14 protein-coding genes are annotated in these 25401 nt (G+C 42.2%); 13 read left to right on the forward strand and 1 reads right to left on the reverse strand.

The features are described from left to right. Nucleotides 1–152 precede the first annotated feature (152 nt). Both OQX61_RS14300 and OQX61_RS14305 read left to right on the forward strand, forming a co-directional pair. Nucleotides 153–2045: a glycoside hydrolase family 97 protein gene (locus OQX61_RS14300; protein ID WP_265842430.1), complete on the forward strand. Its 1893-nt coding sequence runs from the start codon at nucleotides 153–155 to the stop codon at nucleotides 2043–2045. Nucleotides 2046–2162: 117 nt separating this feature from the next. Beyond that, complete coding sequence (locus OQX61_RS14305) at nucleotides 2163–3740, forward strand: glycoside hydrolase 43 family protein (protein ID WP_265842431.1); 1578 nt, start codon at nucleotides 2163–2165, stop codon at nucleotides 3738–3740. Between the two features lie 36 nt (nucleotides 3741–3776). Here OQX61_RS14305 and OQX61_RS14310 read toward each other — a convergent pair whose 3' ends face one another. Next, nucleotides 3777–4622: an AraC family transcriptional regulator gene (locus OQX61_RS14310; RefSeq protein ID WP_265842432.1), complete on the reverse strand. Its 846-nt coding sequence runs from the start codon at nucleotides 4620–4622 to the stop codon at nucleotides 3777–3779. A 222-nt stretch (nucleotides 4623–4844) separates the two neighbouring features. Here OQX61_RS14310 and OQX61_RS14315 point away from each other — a divergent pair, with 222 nt between their 5' ends. The 11 genes from OQX61_RS14315 (at nucleotide 4845) to OQX61_RS14365 (ending at nucleotide 25384) form a co-directional block, all read left to right on the forward strand. Then, a complete protein-coding gene (locus tag OQX61_RS14315; RefSeq protein ID WP_265842433.1) occupies nucleotides 4845–6524 on the forward strand; it encodes a GMC family oxidoreductase in 1680 nt (559 codons plus the stop codon). Between the two features lie 4 nt (nucleotides 6525–6528). Continuing rightward, nucleotides 6529–7140 carry a gluconate 2-dehydrogenase subunit 3 family protein gene (locus tag OQX61_RS14320; protein ID WP_265842434.1) on the forward strand — a complete coding sequence of 204 codons (612 nt, stop codon included), beginning with the start codon at nucleotides 6529–6531 and terminating at the stop codon, nucleotides 7138–7140. Between the two features lie 105 nt (nucleotides 7141–7245). Continuing rightward, nucleotides 7246–7974: a ThuA domain-containing protein gene (locus OQX61_RS14325; RefSeq protein ID WP_265842435.1), complete on the forward strand. Its 729-nt coding sequence runs from the start codon at nucleotides 7246–7248 to the stop codon at nucleotides 7972–7974. Nucleotides 7975–8006: 32 nt separating this feature from the next. Then, nucleotides 8007–11012, forward strand: a complete 3006-nt coding sequence (locus tag OQX61_RS14330; protein WP_265842436.1) for a LamG-like jellyroll fold domain-containing protein — start codon at nucleotides 8007–8009, stop codon at nucleotides 11010–11012. 29 nt (nucleotides 11013–11041) lie between these two features. Then, the gene (locus tag OQX61_RS14335; protein ID WP_265842437.1) at nucleotides 11042–13363 is read left to right on the forward strand and encodes a hypothetical protein; all 2322 of its coding nucleotides are present in this window, start codon (nucleotides 11042–11044) and stop codon (nucleotides 13361–13363) included. A gap of 292 nt (nucleotides 13364–13655) precedes the next feature. Then, entirely contained in the window at nucleotides 13656–16826 is a 3171-nt protein-coding gene (locus OQX61_RS14340; RefSeq protein ID WP_265842438.1) for a SusC/RagA family TonB-linked outer membrane protein, read from the forward strand. Nucleotides 16827–16844: 18 nt separating this feature from the next. Continuing rightward, the gene (locus OQX61_RS14345; RefSeq protein WP_265842439.1) at nucleotides 16845–18197 is read left to right on the forward strand and encodes a RagB/SusD family nutrient uptake outer membrane protein; all 1353 of its coding nucleotides are present in this window, start codon (nucleotides 16845–16847) and stop codon (nucleotides 18195–18197) included. Between the two features lie 45 nt (nucleotides 18198–18242). Then, a complete protein-coding gene (locus OQX61_RS14350; protein ID WP_265842440.1) occupies nucleotides 18243–21395 on the forward strand; it encodes a SusC/RagA family TonB-linked outer membrane protein in 3153 nt (1050 codons plus the stop codon). Between the two features lie 17 nt (nucleotides 21396–21412). Continuing rightward, nucleotides 21413–22888, forward strand: a complete 1476-nt coding sequence (locus tag OQX61_RS14355; protein WP_265842441.1) for a RagB/SusD family nutrient uptake outer membrane protein — start codon at nucleotides 21413–21415, stop codon at nucleotides 22886–22888. Nucleotides 22889–22914: 26 nt separating this feature from the next. Then, entirely contained in the window at nucleotides 22915–23694 is a 780-nt protein-coding gene (locus OQX61_RS14360; RefSeq protein ID WP_265842442.1) for a DUF4843 domain-containing protein, read from the forward strand. Nucleotides 23695–23710: 16 nt separating this feature from the next. Then, the gene (locus OQX61_RS14365; protein WP_265842443.1) at nucleotides 23711–25384 is read left to right on the forward strand and encodes a PKD-like family lipoprotein; all 1674 of its coding nucleotides are present in this window, start codon (nucleotides 23711–23713) and stop codon (nucleotides 25382–25384) included. Nucleotides 25385–25401: the final 17 nt, after the last annotated feature.

A 25401-nucleotide genomic window follows, 5' to 3' on the forward strand; every position in this document is an offset into this window, starting at 1 on the left:
CATGAGGCTAATTCCATTTTAGTTTTTCCTCCTGAATCAGGTGGGATTTGGGGCAGCTTAAAATTATCCTTCGGTTCCATAAGCGCAGGTTACTTATAGATACCTCAACTTTGTATAGTTTTAAATCAGCCGTAGTAAACCGATTTTAAAATATGAATAAGATGCTTTTAGTGCTGTGTTTAATAAGCAGCACGCTAATTCTTCAGGCAAAAGAAATTAAAATTCTGAGCCCTGATAAAAAGACGGAATTAACCTTTTCAACCAGCTTAAACAATGAAAATAGGTTGAGTTATTCCATCTCCTGGCAGGGGAGCCCTATTATTGCGAATTCGCCATTAGGACTTGAATTTGAAAATGAAAAGACCTTATCGGAAGACCTGGATGTGCTGTCCCTGAAAGAAAAAACTGTCAAAGAAAAATGGAAACCTGTATATGGCGAAAAAGATAATTATCTGGATCATTACAATGAAGTAACCATTCAATTTAAAGAGCGTAAAATGCCTTTTCGATTGTTCTCTATGACTTCCAGGGTATACAATGAAGGTGTGGCCTTTAAGTATAATGTCCTGACAGATAAACAGCTTACTATTTCCCGCGAACTTACCGGTTTTAAATTCACTAAAGATTATCCATCCTGGGTTGCAGGCAGCGCACAGTCGAAATACAGAAAAGCACGTATCAGTAAAACAGGAAATGGAACTGAGCGTCCTTATGTGATTGAAATGGATTCTGATCGTTTTATTGCATTGGGTGAAGCCGCTTTAGTAGATCATGCCAGAATGAAATTCAGCCGAGCTCCAAAAGACAGTTTATTACTGGTTACAGCGATGGATGGGAAAGCAATTTATCAGGCAAATTTTTCTACTCCATGGCGCTATGTCATGATCGCGGAATCCGCAGGGAAATTATTAGAAAACAACCATTTTATTTTGAATTTAAACCAGGCTAATGCTATAAAGGATGCATCCTGGATAAAGCCTGGTAAGGTGATTCGTGAGGTAACATTGACAACAACTGGTGGTAAAGCCTGTATAGATTTTGCTGCCAGACATCATTTGCAGTATGTAGAATTTGATGCAGGTTGGTATGGTCATGAATATGATGATGCCTCCAGTGCGTTAGCTGTAAATGTGGATCCTTCAAGATCTCCAGGGCCATTGGCACTACAGGAAGTCATAGATTACGGGAAAAGCAAAGGAGTTGGTGTGCTGCTTTATGTGAATCAGCGGGCTCTGTCGAAAGAGTTAGATACCATACTTCCATTGTTTCAATCCTGGGGCGTAAAAGGTCTGAAATATGGTTTTGTAAATGTGGGTTCTCAAAGAAGTACTTCCTGGTTGCATGAAGCCGTTAGAAAAGCTGCTGATCATAAAATGATGATTGATATTCATGATGAATACCGGCCAACAGGATACTCCAGAACTTATCCGAATTTATTGACTCAGGAAGGGATTCGTGGTGAAGAAGAAAGCCCGGATAACCATCAGGTATTAATTACCATGTTTACCAGAATGATTGCCGGAGCCGGCGATTTTACCAATTGTTATTTTGTGCCCCGGGTGAACGAAATGGGATCTCATGCTTCTCAAATGGCAAAAGCGATCTGTATTTATAGTCCATGGCAGTTTGTGTACTGGTATGATCGGCCATCGGCTTCTCCTATAAAAAAGGGGGGCGCAGGATCAACCGCTTCGGTCATTGACGAAATCCCGGACCTTGGTTTTTATGATGCATTACCCACGGTTTGGAATGATACCAAAGTGATTAACGGGGAAATTGGAGCGTATGGAACCATCGCCCGTAGAACCGGAAATAACTGGTTTGTGGGAACTTTGACAGATAAACCAATCAGTTTTAACCTGCCACTTAATTTCTTAGACAAGAATAAGCAATACGAAGCCACAGTCTATGCTGATAACGCTTCGCTGTCTACCACTACAAAGCTGGCCATCAGACAGATGAAGGTTGATTCTTCGACCGTTTTAAATATACAGTTGTTGGAAAAGAATGGACAAGCCATAATCATCAGACCACTAAATAATTAAATCTCCGGATCATTTTTTTTAATATTCAATACCCCTGAGGCCCTTTACTTTGTCCTTAGTTCATCGGGGCAATTTTAACCTGATCAAACTAAACCATTATACCGAAATTAAATTTTAATGAAGAAACACTTATTACTTTTTTTATTCCTGATAGGGGCACATACATTGGTTGCCCAGACAAAAAAAACAACAGTTTATACTCCTGATAATGGCAATGGAACCTTTACTAACCCATTGATGTGGGGAGATTGGCCGGATCCCGATATCATTCGGGTAGAAGACGATTTTTATTTTATCTCTACCAGTATGCATTATGTTCCTGGTAGTCCGGTGGCCAGATCTAAGGATTTGGTAAACTGGGAAATGATCAGTTATGCGGTGCCAAAATATGAGGGAGATCCACGTTATGATATGAAAGGTGGCAATGCCTACCTGAAAGGTTCCTGGGCAAATACCATTCGCCACAACAAGGGTACATTTTATGTTGGTTTTTGTACCCCAAATATCTCCCGCACGGAACCAGGCCATTTCTCCATATGTACGGCTAAAGATGCGGCGGGGCCATGGACAAGAACCATTTTTAAAGAATACATGTATGATCCGGGATTGTTTTTTGACGATGATGGTAAGGTATATGTAGCACATGGACAAGAGAAGCTGTTCATCACCGAATTAAATGAAGATGCTTTATCCGTAAAAACTCCTCAAAAGGAAATCTATAATAACCGCAAATTCCCTTATCTGGAAGGAGCCCATTTGTATAAAGTAAATGGCCGTTATTATCTGCTGGGCTCTACCGGAGGTACCACAGGCAGACAGATTTGTTTGAGAGCGGATAATATTTATGGTCCTTATGAGGCAAAGGAAGTCATCAACGACGACCATACGTATCCTGGTAATGGTTTACATCAGGGTGGGATGGTACAATTGAAAGATGGCAGCTGGTGGTTCATCATCATGCAGGATCGTGGTCCGATAGGTCGTGTACCTAACCTGGAGCCGGTTACCTGGGTAGATGGCTGGCCAATGTTGGGCGTTAAAGGAAAAGGAGTGGAAACTTATAAAAAACCTGATGTTGGCAAAACTTACCCAATTGTAGTTCCGGCAACATCCGACGAATTTAACACAATCAGGCTTGGCTTACAATGGCAATGGAACCATAATCCGGATGATCAAAAATGGTCTCTTAGCGAGCGCAAAGGTTATTTACGTTTAAAAGCAGGAAAAGCGACAAAACTATCGGAAGCCAGAAATACGCTTACGCAAAGAGTGCAGGGGCCAAACTCAACTGGCACCGTCGAAATGGATGTTACTGCACTGAAGGATGGAAATGTTGCCGGTTTTGGTATTTTTCAGTTTCCTTATGCTTTTGTGGCTGTTCAGCAAAAAGCAGGTAAGAAATCTATTGTGATGATCAATGCCGACAGCATAGTGACTACCATTCCTTTTAAAGGGAATAAAATCTGGGTTAAGGCGAGTACAACACACATTGGATACAAGGCTGTTTTTGCCTATAGTACCGATGGGAAAAAATATCAGACTATTGGCAATATCTTAAATATGGGGCTGGGCTTAGACTGGACTGCCAATCGCTTTGCCCTGTTTAACTACAGTACGGAGGATGCTGGTATTTCCGGCTACGCAGATTTCAATTGGTTTCGTTTTGATGATAAAGAAGTTCCTATAGGGAACTAAAAACGTAAAATAAGAGCTTTTCCATTCGAAAAGCTCTTATTTTTTATGCTGTTTCCTATATTGGGAAGGTGTAATCTTTGACACCACTTTAAATTGTTTACTAAAGTTCGCCCAGCTATTATAGCCACTATTGTAACAGATGTCTAAAATTGACCGGTCGGTTTCTCTTAACAGTTTACAGGCATGACCAATTCTGATCTCTTTAATAAAATCAATATAGCTTTTTTTGATGTTCCGTTTAAAGAAACGGCAAAATGCAGGAACAGACATATTGGTAATCGCGGCAATTTCATTCAGGGAAATTGGACTCAGAAAATGTTTAAAGGAGTAATCTATGACGGTCTCAATCACTGAGTTTTCTTCCGGGTTGCCCAATGTACTGCTGGCCATAGTAATGACTTTTTGTTCCACTGAATTGCTGATTTTTAGCAGGGAACTTAGTAATAGTTGTATACGATCCATGCCTTCGGCATGTTCGAGTTGTCTGATTAGTGCAGCTATATCATTTGATAAACCACCCTGCAACTGAATGCCTGTGTTTTTGTCTGCTAACAACTTCGCTATAGGTTGCATCTCCGGTAAGGACAGAAATCCCATACCCCAGAAGTCATTTAAGAAATGAATGACTATGGCACTGCCAATTGTGTTTTTGTGCAGTTTCCTGAACCAATGAGGTACATTGGTGTGGAGGAAAAATATATCCCCTTGCTTATATTCTCCGATATAATCACCAATCAGTGCAGTGCCATTCCCTTCCGTGATCAGGATCAATTCACATTCCAGATGTTTGTGCCATGCTGTTTCAAAATGAGGCGTTCTGTAGGTCCGGCAAGCAAAGGAATGATGTTCTTCAACATAAATCTTTTGTATTAGTGTTTTCATTTAAGCGATTTGTGTGGTGGTTGTCTGCTATTTTGACCTAAAATAGAGTTATTTAATGTAAAGCTTGATCGGATAGCATATTTTTTTAAATAAATAACAGTTGAATAGGCGCTATGTAATCATGTAGATTTAAAATTAGAGTTAAGGATAAGGGCGGACAAGATTTTAATTAAATAACACACAAATTTATTTATATGAATGAAGTTTTAATAAGCGCTGATTATGGAAGATAATACCTATGATGCAATTGTTGTTGGTTCTGGCATAAGCGGAGGTTGGGCCGCAAAAGAACTCTGTGAAAAAGGACTAAAAGTGCTCATGTTGGAACGCGGAGGACCTTATGATCATGTTAAAGATTATAAGACCGCGCAGAAAAACCCATGGGAACTGGAACATCGTGGTCGTACGACACAGGAACAGAAAAAGAACTATCCGGTGATACATAGGGGCTGGGCAGCTGCCGAAGAAGTAATGGATGGCTGGGCAAATGAAAAGGATTGTCCTTATACTGAAACGAAGCCTTTTACCTGGTGGCGTAGTTACCGCATGGGGGGCCGTTCTATCTTATGGGGAAGGCAATCTTACCGTTGGAGTCCGATGGATTTCGAAGCCAATGAGAAAGATAATGTTGGGGTTCCCTGGCCAATTGGTTATGATGATCTTGCCCCATGGTATGACCATGTAGAGAAATTTGCAGGAATCAGCGGCTCTATTGAGCATCTTCCACAATTGCCTGATGGTCAGTTTTTGCCACCGATGGAGTTAAACTGCGTGGAAAAAGACATCGCAGAAAGAATAAAAAAAGAATACCATGAAAAACGGCATTTAATTATCGGGAGGGTGGCCAATCTTACGGCTGCAATTCCCGGCAGAACAAAATGCCAGTTTAGAAACAGATGCTGGGAAGGATGCCCTTTTGGCGGATATTTTAGTACGCAATCTTCTACTTTACCCGCGGCAATGAAAACCGGAAACCTGACTGTACGTCCTTATTCCTTAGTAAAGGAGGTTTTGTATGATCAAAATACAAAAAAAGCAACAGGAGTGGAGGTATTGGATACCGAAACAAACCAAACCTACGAGTTTAAAAGTAAGATCGTTTTCCTTTGCGCATCTACCTTGAATACAGCCTGGATATTGATGAACTCCGCTACTGAGGTCTGGCCAGGTGGAATGGGGAGCAGCAGTGGTGAACTGGGACATAATGTGATGGATCACCACTACAATATAGGTGCTTCCGGAACAGTGGATGGATACGAAGACCAATATGTATATGGTAGAAGAGCCAATGGATTCTACATTCCAAGGTTTGTGAATTTAGGCGGAGATAAGAGAGATTATCTGCGTGGTTTTGGGTATCAGGGAGGCGCTGGCCGACAAGGCTGGGGCAGAGAGATTGCCGAATTAAATCTTGGTGGCGAATTGAAAGATGCCTTGACCGAGCCAGGTCAATGGACAATTGGCGCAACCGGCTTCGGTGAAATCCTTCCCTATCATGAAAATAAAGTTTCATTAGATAAAAATGTGAAAGACAAATGGGGATTACCTGTTTTGAATATGGATGCGGAACTGAAGGAGAATGAACTGAAAATGCGTAAAGATATGCTGGAAGAGATGCGCGCCATGTTGGAAGCTTCAGGTGTGAAAAATGTCAGCACCTACGATGGTGGTCATGCTTTAGGACATGGAATCCATGAAATGGGAACCGCAAGGATGGGCAGAGATCCCAAAACCTCTGTTTTGAATAAATGGAACCAGGTATGGGACTGTACGAATGTATATGTGACCGACGGTGCCTGCATGACTTCATCCGCCTGTCAGAATCCATCACTTACTTACATGGCTTTAACCGCCAGAGCAGTAGATTATGCCGTCACTGAATTGAAGAAAAATAACAGCTGATCTTATGGATAGAAGAGAACTTTTAAAAATGATCGCATTGCTAACTGGCGGTGCTATGATTGGCGGTAATAGCTTACTTACTGGCTGCAGTCCTGAAAAAAGAAAAATTAATACATTGTTCAGTCAGCAGGATGAGGAATTTTTAGACCTGGTTGCAGATACGATGTTACCTGATACCGCCAAAAGTCCGGGGGCTAAAGCGGCAAAGGTGGGCTCATTTATGACCGTTATCGTAGATGATTGTTATCAGGAAAAAGATCAGAAAGTTTTTGTGGAGGGGATTGCGAAACTGAATGCTGCCAGCGAAAAAATGCATGGTATGGCGTTTATAAAAGCGACTGCTGCGCAAAGATTAGCGCTGATACTCGCCATGGATAAAGAGGCAAAAGACTACCAGGCCAGCAAGGGTAGTTTAGAAGAGATAGAACGAAAAAAAGACAAAAATTTCACCAGTTTACCTTCGCACTACTTTACCATGATGAAGCAACTGGCTTTCTTCGGATATTTTACTTCTGAAGTAGGCGCTACACAGGCCATGCGCTATGTGGCTGCACCTGGCCGGTTTGAAGGCAGTGTTCCTTATAAAAAGGGGGATAAATCCTGGGCCTGGAATTAATAGATCTTTTCAAATTCAACCTAAAGTGCCTATCCTCAGCATTCCCTGTAAATTTCAGGAGGTATGCTGAGGATAGGTACATGACCATTAACAAAATATGCTCCAATGAGAAAGCTAATTTTATTCATATGTTTTTTTTCGGTATCGCTGGTATTGCGAGCCGCCAATATTAGTCCTGTAAAACCACGTATTCTGGTGTTTTCCAAAACGCAAGGATTCAGGCATAGTGCAATAGCAGCCGGAAAGGCTGCGATCATGAAATTAGGAAAGGAAAATGGCTTTTTGGTGGATACCACTGAAAATTCGGCTTACTTTAGCAATGAGGTATTGAAAAAATATGCTGCGGTAGTATTTTTATCGACTACAGGTGACGTATTTAATCCTGCTCAAAAAGCCAGCTTCGAAAAATATATACATAGTGGTAGAGGATTTGTTGGTGTCCACGCGGCTACAGATACAGAGTACAACTGGCCCTGGTATGGAAAACTGGTAGGGGCTTATTTTGTAAGTCATCCTCAACAACAGATGGCTACCTTAAACGTGATAGATCGCACACACATTTCCACTAAACACCTTCCGGCGGTTTGGACGCGTAAAGATGAATGGTACAATTTCAAAGATATTCATAAAGACCTGAAAGTATTGATCACTATTGATGAGAAATCTTATACAGGTGGTATAAATGGAGACCTGCATCCTATGGCATGGTACCATACTTATGATGGAGGCCGTTCCTGGTATACCGAACTCGGACATACCGAAGAATCTTATACTGACCCGAATTACCTGAAACACTTATTAGGTGGTATTCAGTATGCTATTGGTCACAAATAATATTTTTAACTACTCTTAATATATCCTTATTGATGCCTTGTTTAAAAAAAATAAGCAGATGTATGGTGTTGCCTGTTGTTTTACTTTTTACACAGGCCATAACTGCAAATGCACAGCAACTGATCAGCGCCCATTACAATATGGGACGTTCAGGTGCAATATCTTATGTCAGCTCTCCTGATTTATTAAAGGATTTGAGCGGTAAAGGACAAGATTTAAAAAAAAATGGACAGCCGGTTTTCTTCGCTGATGCACCTGCTGATAAAAAATTAAATGGGGAAGGGGCAATCTCTTTTAAAGACCAGGGTAGCTATAGTACGGCTGCACTGCCTGATCAGTCGGCCAGCCCATTTGTATTAGAAGGTTGGTTTCAAGCCAATAACCGGCAACGCGGGCAGCAAGAGGCCGGAAATAAAGGTGCCGCTATGGCTTATGGTGATGATAAAGCAGGTTATATCCTGATGCAAAAGGGAGCGCAATGGGTCCTGATAATCGATGGAAAAGAAGCCCCTGGTGCCATTGCAACAGTAAATCCAGGCACCTGGATTCACCTGGCTCTGGTTAATGATGGTAAAACCGTTTCTGTATTGGCCAATGGCTTAAAAGTGCTGGATAAATTACCTCAGGCTAAATCGATAGCACCCAATTTCTCCATCGGAGCCTTGGCTAAACAGTATTATTTTGATGGATTAATCTATGAAATCAGGTTAAGCAACTTGAATAAACTGAAATTTGACGCGGCTAAACATTTGTTATTTAACGGCAAACAGCTTGCAAAAAAGCAAAGAGAAGCAACGGGGGAGCAAACCGCATTAATGGAAACACTGGCAAAAAATCCAGCCATTGTGAAGGTGAAGGATTTTCCGCTGGCCAACCCAAATCCAACAGACTGGTTGGTTCATCCGGTAAATACTCCGGTGCAATTGTTAATGAAAAAAGGATCAGATCAGTTATCTGCAAAGCTATTGTTGACCAATGGCTTACTGAGCAGGGAATTCTATATTGCAGAAAATCTTGCCTGTGTAGGCTTTAAAAACGAATATAATGATGCCCAATATTTAAGAGCAATTAAGCCTGAAGCAAGGGTGATGATCGACAGTACCTGGTATGATATCGGCGGATTGAGCGGGCAACCGGAAAAATCCTATCTCATGGAGAGCTGGTATCCGGAGTTAATTGCTGAACCCTCCGCTTTTCGTTTTACAGGTATTGAGGTGATCAAGCCGGTTGCCCGGTACCCATGGCAGCAAAAATATAATGCTGTTCACACGGACTGGCCACCAAAAGGTCTTCATGTGCTCATGCACTATCAGGCGCCCCGTAATAAAAATAACTGGAAAGATAAAGTGGAGATTACAGTTCATTACGAATTGTATGAAGGGATGCCAGTCATCGCCAAATGGCTTACGATCAGGAATAATACCGATTCCTCATTTGTAATACGGGAAACAGAGTGTGAGGTCTTAGCCATCAATCAGGATCAGGTAAAACGCATTCATGTGGAGAGTGATTATTCCTTTGCATTGGCCAATGCGGATAGGGAGGGAGGAGCGCTGATGCATTATAAGGAAGCGCCACCAGCTTATCAGACTGGTGAGAGTACCACTTCCTGGAGGATAGATGGAGAGTATCATACCTGGGCATCCCACAATCAGGCAGAAGATAAGTTTCTGGGCTTTCCACACCATAATCTACTGGTTAGCCGGGTGCCAATGGGACCATCGGAAACCCTGAATAGCAACGCACAATTTACTTCTTTTACCACTTTTGAGTTGTTGCAAGACAATGACGATCGCGAGCGGCAGAGTCTGGCACACCGTAGATTCTACAGGAAATTAGCACCACAGGTTACAGAATCTTTAATCACCGGAGGGATCACCTCCCATGATAAGCCAACGCTTAAAAATTTCATCAACCAAATGGGAGAACTGGGATTTGAAAGACTGGATATTATGGCCTGGCCCGGTATTGCGCATGATAACCTGGATACTGCTTATGTAGCTTTATGGAAGGATATTGCCGCTTATGCTGCTGCTAAAGGTGTGGTGATGGGTGGATATGAATTGCAGGTAGCCTCCAGAGGCAGAGGCGCACAATACGATTGCATCGATCCGGTAACCCGGAAACCAGGCAGTTTATTCGGACAAAGTGTGTGCATTGCCAGTGATTGGCAAGATGTATACTATACCAAAATGTGGGAGTTTTTCGATAATACCGGCCTGATGACTTACAATATGGATGGGCCTTATCATGGCGATGTATGTGCCGCTACCGACCATAAATATCACCATAACCTTTACGATTCTCAATGGCAACAGTGGAAACAACAGGTGCGTGTACTTCATGAACTGCAACGTAGAAATATGTATGCGCCAATTCCGGACTGGTATTTTCTGAATGGACAATCGGCAACAGGAATGGGCTATCGAGAAGCCAGTGCCAATTTAACACCACAACAGCAATTGCTGTTAGGACGCCAATATATTTATGATGGCACCTGGCATAAAGCACCTACCATGGGCTGGATGTCCTTACAATTGGTCGGTTTTTACACCAATGATTCGAGGGTAGGTTTAGAACCACTTGCCGAAAATTTAGACCGTTATGAACTTGCTTTGTTCCAGCACCTGGCTAGTGGCTGCCAGTTCACAGTTAGGGGAAACCGCCTTTACGATACCCCTGAAACCAAGGCTATGGTTGCTAAATGGGTCAACTGGTTTAAAAAACACCGTTCAATCCTGATTTCTGATATCATTCATGTTTCCCGGCCAACGGGAAGAGATTTGGATGCCATGCTTCATGTCAATGCAGATCTGGAGGAAAAGGGAATGTTGGTGGTGTTTAATCCAACCGATAAAGCCATTTCAAAACAGATGAAGCTGCCTTTATATTATACCGGAATTAAGGGCGAAGCTGGCTTAACAGATCAAAATGGTATGGTCAGTAATTTAGCACTTAATGAAAAACAAGAGACTGTGATTAATTTGAGTATTCCTGCCGGAGGATTTAGCTGGTTTACCATCAAACAGAAAAATTAACAGTTTTCTGTGATCCTAAAAACACAAAAATGAACAAGATAAATTTAATTTGTATAGGTTTTCTATGCTTTGCCAATGGAATACAGGCATTGGCACAGGAAAGCCAACCCTCGTTTAATCAATTTTTAAAGCAATTAAACGGGTCATTAACTTGCGCGGTAAAAGAATTCAATGGAACAGAATTGCTTAGTGAACAAGTGTTTCAGGGGAACTCCCTGAAAACAAAAACCGGCGACTGGCGCTTGCAGCTTAATGCAGCCCCGGTTTCCGGGCGTCCCGAAGTGATGGAGCTTTCGGCTTCCTTTCAGCTGAATACGGGTGTCGCTAAAGCTTCGGCAGTTTCCGTTTCTTTTGATTTTAGTAACTGGAATCAGGAAAACTATGTGCTGGTTCCTGCATCGGTTTATAATGGCAATCGTTACCGCTCCATTGGAAATGGCTATGAGCCTCCTTATCCAAAGGATATGTATTACAATCCTGCGGTAGCATTGACTATTTCTAACAACCCCAGACTTTCTAATCAGGCAGGAGTAGCTTCTTTGATTGAACTGGAAACCGGAAATACAGCAACACCGGCGATGTGTTTCTTTTCTGAAAAGGAAAAGAAAGGTTTTATCGTTTTGACTACCCAGCAAACCAGATTAGGCGGGAATGGATTGACCATTGCGGAGAACAAAAGAAAAGACAGTTGTGCTTTTAGTGTCTCTGCACCAGCAGTACGTAAAATGGCTCCGGGTTTTGGTGATTTTCATTTGAGTAATGATCTGGCGCCGGACTGGAAGGCCGGTGATGAAGTAAACCTCGCTTTCATGGTTTATGTTTTCAAGGCCGCTAATATTCCTGACTTGTTAAAGAAATTCATGGAAGTCCGTAAGGAGTTTTCCGGAGCAAATCATCCCAGGAATATATTGCCGATGAGTAAGTTATTCGAGGCTGCTACCGATATCTGTAAAGGGAATTTTGTGGAGGTTCCCGCCGGTGCTTATTACAAGCCGGAAAACAATATGGATTTTCAGCTGGGCTGGGTGAGCGGAATGATGAATACTTACCCAATGTTAGCCCTTAATGATAAAAAGGAACGCGATCGGGTCATTGCTGAACTGGATTTCGTGGTAAAAAAACTGCAGGGAAAAAGCGGGTATTTCTATGGTGGAATTACAGCCAATGGCGACCTGAGACCAGAAAAAATGAACGCGGAATTTAAGCCGCTTCAGGCCATGGTCAGGAAAAATGCCGACGTCTTATTATGGCTGATCAAACATATGGAATTGTTAAAAGCGCAGGGCTATTCAACAAGCGTTAAACCGGAATGGGAAGATGCAGCCAAAAAACTGGCCACTGCCTTTGTCCGGACCTGGAAAAAAGACGGAGAGTTCGGTCAGTACATTGCTCCGGAAACCGGTGAAATTGCCGTGTTTAATTCTACGGCAGGAGCTATTGTGCCTGCTGGATTAGCTATGGCATCCGATTATTTCAAAAATAAAGAATGGATGAAAGTGGCACAGGATGCAGCCAGATTCTATTATAAACGTGATGTAGAAAAGCAGGGATTAACAGGCGGTCATTGCGGGGATATCTCTCAAGACGCGGATTCAGAATCTGCATTTGGGTTTTTAGAATCGTTGATGGCTTTGTACTATTATACTGGTCAAAAGGAATGGTTAGATAAAGCCGAAGTTCAGGCTGCATTAGGCGCTACCTGGACCTTCTCTTACGATCCTGTTTTTCCTGAAAACAGTGCGATCGGAAAGCTCAAAAGCAATATGGCCGGTGCGATCTGGGCAAGTATCCAAAACAAACATGCGGCTCCTGGTATTTGTACCGCTTCGGGTGATTATATCTTTAAGTTGTTTCGCGCAACGGGTAATATCAGGTATGCTGATTTAATCAGAGATATCCAACATGCGCATGCGGAAGCCGTAAATATGCCGGAACACCTGACTACCAATGGTCAGGTAGGTTCTTCCATGGAAAGGATTCAGCTCAGTGATGCGGAAGGAAAAAGCAGTATCGGTAATTTCATCAATACGAGAAACTCCTGGACAGAAACCAACGGCATGTTGATGGCGCTGGAATTACCGGGCATTTACCTGAATATGGATCAGCAAAAGGTTTATGTTTTTGATCATGTTAAAGCAGAGATTCAGCCGGGTAGTTCAACCGGAATAATCCTTCAGCTGAGCAATCCAACAGGTTATGATGCAAAGGTCTCGCTCATGGCTGAAAATGACAGGCAGGCTTTAAAACCATTGAGCTATACTGCATTTTTAAACTGGCCTAAGGTGGAGGTTAAAGCAGGTACGTCAGTTAAAGTATTAGTCCATCCCGATCTCCGGGTAACCCTGTTGTAATCAGGTTAGAGATAGTACGGTATGATGTAATCCCTTACCCCAAAGTGGAACGAATTTATTGTACTGATAATTCAGCTAAATATCATGCATCGTTAACTTCAACGCTGCATGATATTACTTTTAAGCATATGGAGTTGCGGTCGGTTCTCTCATTTTCATCCAGCTTTTTCAAAGCATAATCCAGTTATTTCCCGAGATTCTCCATTTCATTTCAGTTTCTGGTAGTATATTTTTGGTAGTTCAATAGTTTTTTAAAACTATTCAAACTAACCTATACCAACCTAACTATTCAATGAAACTAAAAGTGTTTGGCTTGTTCACTTTGGTAAGTATTTACCTGAGTCCTCAAACAGGTTTTGCGCAAAAGCAAAATCTAAAAATTCCGAAAAAGGTTGTTGACACCAGCCGGCAAAACCCAGAGGTAATTCTTACTGTTAAGGATATGGACAACCTGGCTTTATTAGACAGTGTTAGAATAGTAATCGGAATTCAATCAAAATATACCTATGGTGGTATTGCCGTTTTTGAAAATATCGATAAAGATTCTGTCGTTGTTTTCAGGAAACCGGGATATTATGGCTTAGTGAAAAAGCTGCGCAGGGGCACAATGTCTGTCTTCCTGCAGAAGAGTACCGAAGCAGCCGATGGCTCAATCGTAAACACTGGTTTTTACAGTAGACCAGATGCCCTGTTTTCCGGAGCAGCAGAAACCGTTAGTGGAGAGGAGTTGCGCAGCATTAATGTCCTCAACTTATTCGATGCCTTAAAGTATTATGTGCCTTCCCTGGTGGTATTCAGAAATAATAATGTTGGTGGAAATCCAAATGCAATTCCGGAAGTTAGATTAAGAGGGACAAATACCTTTCCTTATTCTGCTACGATTGCAAATAATGAAACAGCTAAGTTTGGTGTTCAGTTAGCTCCTTCTTCAGGAGATTATATTGCAGCAAATATCCTTTCATCGGGTAGCCCTGTGGTGATCATGGATGGCAACCAGGTGAGTCTGCAAACCGCCATGGATTATGATATCAACAGAATCCACAGTGTAACCGTATTAAAAGATGCGGTGGCCACCGCAAGTTATGGCATGCGGGGAGGAAACGGTGTGATTGTGATTAAAACCTTAAAGCCACAACGGGGATTGCTAAATGTAGGGCTGGTATCGGAGTTGCAAATTGCTTCGGCGGATATTTCTTCTTACCAGGTCTTAAACGCTAAAGAGAAACTTGACCTGGAAAATAAAGCAGGCCTGTATGCCGGCGACTTAAAACCTTTTTATGAGCAACGCTACGATCAGGCCTATCATAAAGGTGTAAATACCAATTGGCTCGAAATACCCCTGCGTCAGGGTATTGGAATGAAGCATTCCCTGAACCTGAGTGGGGGAAATGATGATATGGTATATAGTATCAGCGCTGCTTACAACGATAAACAGGGCAGCATGAAAGGTTCTTATAGAAAGACCACTGAATTGGGCGCTTACTTTGGAGGCCGTTTCAAATCATTCTCTTTTAGTAACCAATTTTCTTATCTCTCTGCTTCGGCTGCAAATTCAGCTTATGGATCATTTGATAACTATGTAAAGCTGAATCCTTACTGGAGTCCCTATGATCCGGTAACCGGAAAAATGCAAAAGGTTTTAGAACAGGTAACACTGGCTGGAAAGGTCACTAATTATTTGAATCCTGCTTACAATACGACACTGGCCACCACTGATGCGGCAGATTATTCCAGGATCAGTAATGTGACCAATATGAATTTGGTGTTCAATGAAAAACTACAGCTGAATGGAATTATAGGTATTAATAAACAGATTGATGAACTGAATTACTTTTTACCTCCGAATCATACTGCTTTTGCGGAAGTATCGGTCGACAATCTGTTTACCCGGGGCTCCTATGATTATACCTCAAATGCATTTTTAAATGTAGAAGGGGGATTGCGCTTACAATACCATAACAAGTTTGGACAGCATGAAGTATATGCTACCGCAGGTCAGAATCTAATTCAAACCTCCAGCGAATCTACAGGTTTAATTGTACAGGGTTTTAATGTTGACCGCTTAGCAGATATTGCTTTTGGAGTTGGTTATCTGAACAAGAAACCTGAGGTAGGGAAAATTGTAACGCGTTACGCCTCTACCTTTGCCAATTTTGTATATAGCTATGCGGAGCGATATCAGCTGGATTTATCCGGAGCTAACGACCTGCATTCGGCAATCGGGGAAAACAGCAATGCCCGTTTCTGGGCTGCCGGACTTTCCTGGAATGCGCAGCGCGAAAGCTTTATGGAACAGCTGAGCTGGATCAATAAGCTGAAAATCAGAGGGAGTGTTGGCTTAACAGGGAATCAGTATTTCTTGTCGTACCTGAACAGAACCACTTATAATTACTTTACCAATCAACAATACATACCTGCTGGCAATGGCACAGGAATCATCGGTCGTGGTCTGGGCAATTATTTAACAGGTTATGCGAATGATAATCTACAGTCGCCACAAACCTTTAAACAAAACATTGGCTTAGACCTCGCTGTATTTGACAACAGGTTTGCGCTGAGTTTAGATTTTTACAAGCAAAAAACCAGCAAACTGATTCTCCCTGATGTTTCCGCACTTTCTACCGGTTTTGTTAAATATGCTTACTATCAGAATTACGGTAGCATCTCCAACAAAGGACTGGAGTTTAATGCGGTTGCTGCGATTTATAAATCAACCAAAAATAACCTGAACTGGAGCCTGCGGCTAAACGGGATGTGGAACAAGGATAAGGTGACTGAAGTTGCCCCGCATTTACTGGCCTTGAATAAGGATAACAATATTACTGCTGATCAAACCAGACTTCAGCACCAATACCTGATCGGTTATTCACCTACCGCCATCTGGGCCGTAAGATCATTAGGAATCGACCCGCAAACCGGGAAGGAGCTTTTCCAGAAAAAGGATGGATCGGGCACAACGGTATGGGATGCAAATGATAAAATTATGGCAGGGGATCTATTGCCAGCACTGACCGGCTCATTTGGTACAGACGCTACTTTCAGACAGTTTTCTGCCGGCATCTATTTTAGTTATCAACTGGGGGCAAAAGTATACAACCAAACTTTAACAGATAGGTTGGAGAATGCCGACCTCAATTATAATGTGGACCGCAGGGCAAATTCAGATCGCTGGTCCCAGTCAGGTGCTCCATTTATCTATAAACCGCTAGCTATAAATGGATTGCTGAACGCGCCAACCTATGCAACCACCAGAATGGTACAAAAGGACGATCGCCTTCAATGTGCTTCCATCATGTTAGGCTACACCTTGCCAAAAATGCTGGCGAATAAAATTAACGCTAAAAACATAGGCATTAGATGTATCCTGAACAATGCATTTGAATTGGGCGGTGCAGAAATGGAACGCGGAATCTATTATCCCTTCCAACGCAACTATACCTTCTCTTTAAATGCAAATTTTTAAATGTTCAAAATCAGTTTCATGCAAAATTTAAGAATCAAAATAATTGCTGTTGCAGGGTTAGGTATCCTACTCAGCACTGCATCCTGTAAAAAATGGATAAACAACACACCTGAACCTTTGCAGGTGGATGAATCCATTATCTTTTCTACCGAAAAAGGATTTCAGGAAGCCTTAACAGGTGTGTACCTGCAAATGGGAGCAGAATCTCTTTATGGACGGGACCTGACCGTAGGCGTATTGTCTTTATTGGGTAGAAGTTACGACCTGAACCTCAATGAAAGTATCGGTGGTTTGTTTTATCAAAGTGCCCGATATAACCTTCAGGATCCATCTTTAAGGGTTTATTCTACTAAGGTTTGGTCAAATATGTACCAGTCGATTGCCAACCTGAATAACCTGCTGATCAATTTAGAACGTAAGAAAAACCTTTTTACCGGGAATAATTACCAGAGAATTAAAGGGGAAGCTTTGGCTTTAAGGGCGTATTTGCATTTTGATTTACTGCGCTTATTTGCAGCCGCACCGGCTGCCGGAACGCTTTCAGCACCAGGAATTCCTTATGTCACCACCATCAACGCTACAAATACAATAGCGGGAACAGTAGGAGCAGGATTGGATCAATGTGAGGAAGACCTAACAAATGCCGAAAGTTTACTGGATACGAAGGATATCACGAATTATCGAATCAATAATTTAATTGTAAAAGGAGTGCTAGCCCGATTGTACCTGTATAAGGGTGATTATAAAAAGGCATCGGATTATTCCAATGCCATTATCAACAGCAATAAGCTCGCATTAGCTAAAAATAGTACTGATGTGTTTTTTCCTGCTGAAAACATGTTCAGCCTCTACATTTCTCAGGCTCCGGTATTTCATAAAGCAGTATTGGGCGGACAGGCAAAACTGGGCTTTTCTGCGGCAAATCAAACGGCTCTATATGCAACCGGGAGTGGCGTAATTGCAGACTGGAGAAAGTCATTCGTTGATCCTTTAACCGGATTGGGAACAGGCTCCCCATTCATGCCCAGGAAGTTTGCGGTTTTGGGCTCGAAAACCTCTTTCCCCATGATCCGTTTAACAGAAATGTATTATATCGCTGCCGAATGTGCCGTAAATGCCAGGGATGCAGTAACCGCTACCGCTTTGCTGGATACGGTGAGAATACATCGGAATTTACCAAAATACACGCTGACAGCATTGAGCACCGACAGTTTAAATGTGGAAATCAGGAGAGAATACCAAAAAGAGTTTATCGCTGAAGGACAGCTGTTCTTCTACTTCAAAAGGAAAAATATACCATTCAGTTCCCTGCCATTTACCAGCATTCCGGTAGATGCAAATGCCACCTATGTTTTTGTGAAGCCTGAGTAATTTTTCTAAGCCTAAGATTTCAAAAATAATTTGTAAACGATTAATATGATTCCCAATTCTAAAATATTAAATAGTGCTAAAAGTCTGTTATTACTGCTGTTGCTGAACCTGTTTTCAACAGTCCTTCTTGCACAAAATGTGGCGGTACGAGGTACAGTAAATGACGAAAACGGAAAGCCGGTTCCCGGAGCAATCGTTCAGGTTACAGGAACAAATAATACCACACAAACGACAAAGGAAGGGGCCTTCGAACTGAAAAATGTTCCGCCAAAATCTACACTGAGGATATCCTATGTTGGTTTTAAGGCAGAATATGTGGCTTTAAAGCCCGGACAAAAAACAGTAAGCCTAAACCTGAAACCTGTTTCCACCAATCTGGCTGAGGTCACGATAAATAATGGCTTGTATAAAAGACCAACCGGAAATTTTACCGGATCGGCCAAAGCCTATACCGGGGAAGAATTGAAAATGGTGAATCCCCGCAATGTAATACAGGCGCTGGCGGTGATAGATCCATCGGTAAGGCTTACGGAAAACAATATCCTTGGAAGTGATCCTAATCAATTGCCCATCATCCAGATTCGTGGACAAAATAATTTACCGCTCAGCGGTGCAGCTGGTTCAACACCGGTTTCTAACGGAGATATGATGTCCAGCTATTTGTCCAATCCAAATGAACCCCTGATTATTCTGGACGGTTTTCAAACCACCATGCAGACCATTTACGATATGGATATCAATTTAATTGCCAGCATTACCGTGTTAAAAGATGCTGCTGCAACCGTAGTTTATGGCTCAAAAGCCGCCAATGGCGTGATTGTCGTAGAAACCAAACAACCGGTTTCTGGTAAAATCAGGGCAACTTATGCTGTGAATTTTAACATTGAATTACCAGATTTTTCCTCCTATAACTTATTGGATGGAGCTGGTCTGCTGGAAGCGCAACGTCTGGCAGGGATCTATTCCGATGAGAATCATTTTGTTGATCTCGCTAAGAAACAATGGTATAACTACCGACTGAATAACGTAAAAAGAGGGGTCAATACCGACTGGCTTTCCCAACCTATACAAATAGGATTCGGGACAAATCATAGTTTGTCTTTATCCGGAGGGGCAGGTGCCCTGCGCTACGGCCTTAACCTGAATTACAATAAATCTGAAGGGGTGATGAAAGAATCAGACCGTAAGCGCTATTCCTTAAATTATAACCTTTCTTATTCAGTTAAGAAAATCAAATTTGATAACCGGATTTCATTAGGCTACGCCAAAGGAGTCAATACGCCATGGGGGAGTTTTAGAGACTATACCATGCAATTTCCTTATTTCAGAAATCGGGATGAGGCAGGAAATGTGATCAAGATTCTGGAACCAAACTCGATAGACTTAGGTTTCGAAGGTTCGGCACCTGGTGGAATAATGACGAATCCTACCTATAATTCTACCCTGAATTCAAGAAGCTATACCGCTAATTTGAACATCACCAATAATACCAATGTGGAGTGGACAGTGACCGATGATTTTCAGATCAGAGGTAGTTTGGGTTGGACCAGGAACCTTCCGGAGGCAGAAACCTTTTATCCTGCAGACCATACCACCTTTGCGGGTAGCCTTGCTACCTTTCCGGAGCTGGGCACTTATTCTCAAACGAGGGGAACAAATGATGCGATTGATGGTAAGGTCAATGCAAATTATCATAAGAGATTAGGTCAGCATACCCTATTTGCGTCCTTAGGGGCTGCATTGCAGAAAACAACAAGTGTAAGTACACAGGTCGCCGTTGCCGGTATTCCTAATGATTATCTGGACGAATTGGGAATGGCCAATGGCTTTGGTTTATCCAACCTGAAGCCAGCTTCCATTAAAAATATCACCAAAAGTCTTTCCAATTACCTGAGTTTAAGTTATAACTACGCAGATCGGTATACGGCAGAATTTACCATCAATCAAAGTGGTTCTTCTCAGTTTGGTACCAATAATAAACTGGCACCGTTTTATGGCGGTGGTCTGGCCTGGAACATTGGTAAAGAATCATTCTTTAAACAGAATGACATCATCCAGTCTGCAAAATTAAGAGCAAGTATCGGGATCACTGGTAACCAAAACTTTTCCCCTTACATGTCTCAGCAGGTATATCAATATAGCTTCAGCAACAATTACCGCTTGCAATTAGGTGGTTTATTGAACAATTATGCCAATCCTGATTTGAAATGGCAGCAAACACTGAAGAAAAATCTGGGTTTATCATTAGGCCTGTTGAATGGTAAATTAAATGCTTCCGTAGAGTTTTACCAGGAAACAACAGACAATCTGATTTTGCCTTTAGATGTGGCGCCTTCCACCGGATTTGTAAACTATCAGGACAACCTGGGGGGAACAAAAAACCAAGGTTATGAGGTGTCGGTTTCCGCGCCGCTGATCAAAAATGCCAAAAGAAATATATTCTGGACGGTAAGTTTCAACACCGGCCATTATACCAATGTCATTACCCGGTTATCACCGGCTATTGAGTCCATCAATAAAGCCAATAACGTGTCAAATGATCCAAAGGTTTCTCAGAAGTCACCATTGCCGCGCTTTGTGGTTGGAGAATCGATGACCAGAATCTGGGCTGTTCCTTCTTTAGGTATTGATCCTGCAACTGGTAAAGAGGTATTCGAGAAATTAGATGGCAGCAGAACTTTTGTCTGGGATGCCTCAGATAAACGACCTGTCGGAGATGCCACCAGCAAATTCAAAGGGGGGATGGCTTCGAACTTTACCTATAAAAATTTTATCCTGAATTTCAACCTGCTCTTCCAAACCGGAGGATATATGTACAATCAGACTTTGATTGACAAGGTCGAAAACGTTGATCTTTTATTCGGTAATGCCGATGAAAGGGTATTGACAGATCGCTGGAAAAAACCTGGTGATCATGCTTCCTTTAAATCGCTGATTTCTGGTCCAAATGCAGGACTCCAGATCACCAATGCGACTTCCAGATTTGTGCAGAAAAACAACTACCTGGAGATCTCTAGTATCACCGTAGGATATAATTTCCCGGCAACTTTAAGGTGGGTAAAAGCATCACACCTTTCTGCTCCACGATTCATGATCACCCAAAACAATTTAGCCCGCTTTGCCACCATCAAAACAGAGCGGGGGACAGGCTATCCTTTCTCCAGAAGTTTCAGTTTTGGCCTATCTACTAATTTCTAAATATTATGCCTAACCATATGATTACTCCACAAAAAAAACGTCGGAATGCCTTGCTGAATTACAGCCATGTGGCTTTGTTTTTACTCAGCTTATCCGGCATGAGCGGATGTGCGAAATTTCTGGATTTGCCCCCAAGGGATAAATTTCCACAAGACGTGTTGTTTAATGATGAACAGGGATTTATTGATGCCCTTACCGGAGTATATCTGGGTATGGATAAACCTAATAATGGGGGGACACAAGGTTTATATACCAATGACCTGACCGTAGGAATGCTGTCTGTCATGGCAAATAACTACACCAATGCCCAAAATTCGACTTTAGCCAGTAGTCTTTATGCGAATACTTCCCGCTACAGTTATACGGATGCCGGGGTAAAAGCCGAAATCGCGGGAATCTGGGGAGGGATGTATAATAACATCGCCAATCTCAATAATTTGTTGCTACACATCGAAGCAAAAAAAGCCTTGTTTACCAGGGATAATTTTTTCAGAGTGAAGGGCGAAGCATTAGCGCTGCGGGCCTTGTTTCATTTTGATCTGGCACGTTTGTATGGTCAGCCACCGCTTACAGGTGCTACAGAGAAAGCAATCCCTTATGTGACAACGTTTAATATTCAATCCAAACCCTTTGTGACCTTAAATACGGCGCTGGATTCTTGTATCTCAGATCTTCAACGTGCAAAATCTCTGCTGGCCCAAACAGATACTACGGCCTTAAAAAAAGGTTCCTATGATTTGTTCTCTTCCTATACACAGAATCACATGAACTTTTGGGCAACGCAGGCCTTACTGGCGCGGGTGTATCAGTATAAAGGGGATATCCCGAATGCCAGAGCAAATGCCATGGCAGTTATCGGAAGTGGCAAATTTCCTTTAATCACAAGTGATGTAGCGAGTGTGGGAAATGGAACCAGAGACCGCATGTTTTCTCAGGAACTGGTGTTTTCCCTATACAGTACCAGCCTGGCCAAGATAAATGTCAGTACGTTCGATTTACAGAGCGGTTCCTTGCAGCTGTCTGCAGCAGGTAAAACATCACTCTACCTGGGAACCACTGGAAGCATCGAAGATTATAGGTATAAATCCTGGTTTGATGCCAATGCTGCCGGCTTGAATGTCCCTTCTAAAATCTTTCAGGATGTGAATTTACCCTATATCATGCAAAATATCATGCCCTTGATCAGGGTTTCTGAATTGTACTATATCGCGGCAGAATCTGCTGCAGACGTACCCTCAGGTTTAGCTTATCTAAATCAGGTGAGAAATAGCAGGGGCCTAAAGGCTCTGACGACAGCCAGTATTACCGATGCAGAAACGCTTTCCAATGAAATCATGAAGGAATATCAAAAGGAATTTATCCAGGAGGGACAGACTTTCTTCTATTATAAACGATTGAATAAAAACCTGTCTGCAGTAACGGGTATCGCTATTGTGCCGCAAGGAGCTTATGTATTTCCAATTCCGGACAAAGAACAGGAGTACAATCATTAATCGCTGACCTTTAAATCAAACAAGATATGCAATCCTTAAAATCTTATTTATTATTATCTTTTGCACTACTCTTTCTTTCCGGTTGTGAGAAAGATCCTGCTGTTTTTGTAGAAGAAGATGGCCTTTATTTCGCTGCAACTAATGGCAGTTTCTATTATACTTTTGCCAAATATCCACGCAAGCTGTTAGATACCATTCAGATTCCCCTGAATGTTTTTGGAAATGCCGCTGCTGTAGATCGCGAGGTTTCCCTGGAAAAGATATCCTCAGACGAATTCAATGCGGTAGAAGGCAAACACTTCAAATTAGCTGCTAAAATAATCATCCCCGCAAATGCTTTTAAAGGCACAATTCCGGTAGTACTTTACCGTACGCCGGATTTAGAAGCGAACAGCGTAAAGTTTAAACTGTCCATCAATAAGAATACTGCTTTTCCGGGTTCCGGAATTACCAGTCAACAAAGTGTAACGGTTAAACTGGGCTATCTCCAGCAACCAGAAACCTGGGGAACCCTGGCAGGATCACCTTTTGCGGGGTATACTCTCAATTTCGGAACCTGGACCAAAACGAAATACAAATTGATTCTCGATGCATTATATGATGAAGAGAAAGGTGAGACCATCACGGAATTTCCGGAAGGAAGTCGCTTTGTAGGTCAGCACCCACCAATTTATGATCAATATGTAGCGCTGGTAAGAAATTATATCCGCCTCAACTACCCTGGTAATTATGGCGGAACGGGTGCCGTTCTTAAAGATCCGGATGCCGGTAATCAACCGGTACAAGTTGGTCCTGCAAATTACTAGTGAAAATATGAAACACATGAAAAAGACAACAATCACGCTTTTGAATGCCATGCTGGCGGCTGTATTCCTCTTCGGCTGCACGAAAGATAAAGGGAACTATAACTATAAGGAGCTTAATATACCGACGATTACCGCCGACCTGGAAAAGGTAGACCGGAATGTGTTTATCACGGCTGATTCTATAGACCTGAATCAAAATGACAGCCTGAAAGTGAAACTTAAGGTTAGTCAGGCAATGGGTACAGCCAGCGATTTCGATTACCAATGGTTGGTGATACAATATGTGGCCTCAAACCCTAATCCTTCTTCGTACATTATCGGGAATGCTCCGGAACTAATCACAAAAGTGATTATACCTCCTAATTTATACCGCCTGGTGGTGAAACTCACTGACAAAATAACCGGCGTTGCTCATTTTAAACATTTTGCCCTGAATGTTTCGGCAGCGCCATGGGGTAATGAGGGTTGGGTAGTATTACAGGATCAGGCGATTGATGGTACTGCGGATATTTCGGTAATTACGACAAGAGATGGCTCGCTGAAAGGTAAGGTATACGACAATGTTTATTCTTTGTTTAATCACCATAAACTCCCAAAAGGAACTTATAAAGTAAATATAATAAATCATGCCACGGCAACTCGTGCTCAAAAGGTGTCGTTTTTCTACCCAAACGGTGGTCTGGAAGTGAGAAACACTGATTTTGCTGATTCTGCCAAAGCTGAAAGCTGGTTTTTTGTAGCACCAAATGCGATGAACTTTCAATTGAATGGTTCTGCCGGAGGAAGTTCTTCAGGATGGGAATATCTGATCAATAACAACCAGATTTCTTACCGTCAGGTATCGGCGACCTCTCTTAAAATCCCGCCGATTTACTTCAATCCACCTTTCCTGGGCAGCTTTACTTTAAGTCCTTTTGTAATCAATTCCGCCAACAGTGATTCGTATTTTACACTGTACGATAAGAACAGCCGTTGCTTTTTTCTGTATCGTATCGAAACCAGTGCATTTGTACCGATACTCCCTGATGTGCCTAATCAGCATTTCCTGAAATATACAGGCAGTCCTGCCGATTTACACCCTACAACCGGATCGGGCTTTGATTTAAACAATATGAAGCATGATTTAATTTATGCTGAAAATGCACAGCCAATGACAAGTTCAAATGGCTATTGGAATTGTTTCTTCAAAAATGACAATAGAGATAGTACTTTCCTGGTTCAGTTTCAACGCTCCACAGCGTATACTAATAATTTTAAAACAGGTCGGTACTTCCTGAAGGAAGCAAATTGTCCGGGTATTAATTCCGCTACTTTATTTGCCGTTCCAACCTTTTTGCCTTTACCGGGAGGCGCATTTTACTATGTGAATAAAAACACCATCTACACCTGTAATGTGAAAAATCTGGCAACTTCCACTGCAAAGGCCGGACTAACCTTTCCTGTGGGAACGGTGATCAAGGTGATGAAAACATTCAACTCCGGATATGCTGCCGTAAATATCCCGTCAACTGAGGGCAGAGTGCTCATGGTAGCTACCGACGAAACCGCCAGCGGGGGAGGAAACACGGTCTATTTCTTTAAGCTAAACTCAACAGGAGATATCATGGGATCCCCTTCAAACCCCGCAGACCAATATACCGGTTTTGAAAAAATCACAGATGTCGTCTTTAAAAAAGGACTGGGCCGCTAAACAATAAACACAGCAAT

Source organism: Pedobacter sp. PLR (assembly GCF_026239675.1).
Lineage (GTDB): Bacteria > Bacteroidota > Bacteroidia > Sphingobacteriales > Sphingobacteriaceae > Pedobacter.

Excerpts from the sequence above, each read along its gene's own strand:
- OQX61_RS14300 (WP_265842430.1), top strand. The coding sequence starts at position 153 with ATGAATAAGATGCTTTTAGTGCTGTGTTTAATAAGCAGCACGCTAATT.
- OQX61_RS14305 (WP_265842431.1), top strand. The coding sequence starts at position 2,163 with ATGAAGAAACACTTATTACTTTTTTTATTCCTGATAGGGGCACATACA.
- OQX61_RS14310 (WP_265842432.1), bottom strand. The coding sequence starts at position 4,622 with ATGAAAACACTAATACAAAAGATTTATGTTGAAGAACATCATTCCTTT.
- OQX61_RS14315 (WP_265842433.1), top strand. The coding sequence starts at position 4,845 with ATGGAAGATAATACCTATGATGCAATTGTTGTTGGTTCTGGCATAAGC.
- OQX61_RS14320 (WP_265842434.1), top strand. The coding sequence starts at position 6,529 with ATGGATAGAAGAGAACTTTTAAAAATGATCGCATTGCTAACTGGCGGT.
- OQX61_RS14325 (WP_265842435.1), top strand. The coding sequence starts at position 7,246 with ATGAGAAAGCTAATTTTATTCATATGTTTTTTTTCGGTATCGCTGGTA.
- OQX61_RS14330 (WP_265842436.1), top strand. The coding sequence starts at position 8,007 with ATGCCTTGTTTAAAAAAAATAAGCAGATGTATGGTGTTGCCTGTTGTT.
- OQX61_RS14335 (WP_265842437.1), top strand. The coding sequence starts at position 11,042 with ATGAACAAGATAAATTTAATTTGTATAGGTTTTCTATGCTTTGCCAAT.
- OQX61_RS14340 (WP_265842438.1), top strand. The coding sequence starts at position 13,656 with ATGAAACTAAAAGTGTTTGGCTTGTTCACTTTGGTAAGTATTTACCTG.
- OQX61_RS14345 (WP_265842439.1), top strand. The coding sequence starts at position 16,845 with ATGCAAAATTTAAGAATCAAAATAATTGCTGTTGCAGGGTTAGGTATC.
- OQX61_RS14350 (WP_265842440.1), top strand. The coding sequence starts at position 18,243 with ATGATTCCCAATTCTAAAATATTAAATAGTGCTAAAAGTCTGTTATTA.
- OQX61_RS14355 (WP_265842441.1), top strand. The coding sequence starts at position 21,413 with ATGATTACTCCACAAAAAAAACGTCGGAATGCCTTGCTGAATTACAGC.
- OQX61_RS14360 (WP_265842442.1), top strand. The coding sequence starts at position 22,915 with ATGCAATCCTTAAAATCTTATTTATTATTATCTTTTGCACTACTCTTT.
- OQX61_RS14365 (WP_265842443.1), top strand. The coding sequence starts at position 23,711 with ATGAAAAAGACAACAATCACGCTTTTGAATGCCATGCTGGCGGCTGTA.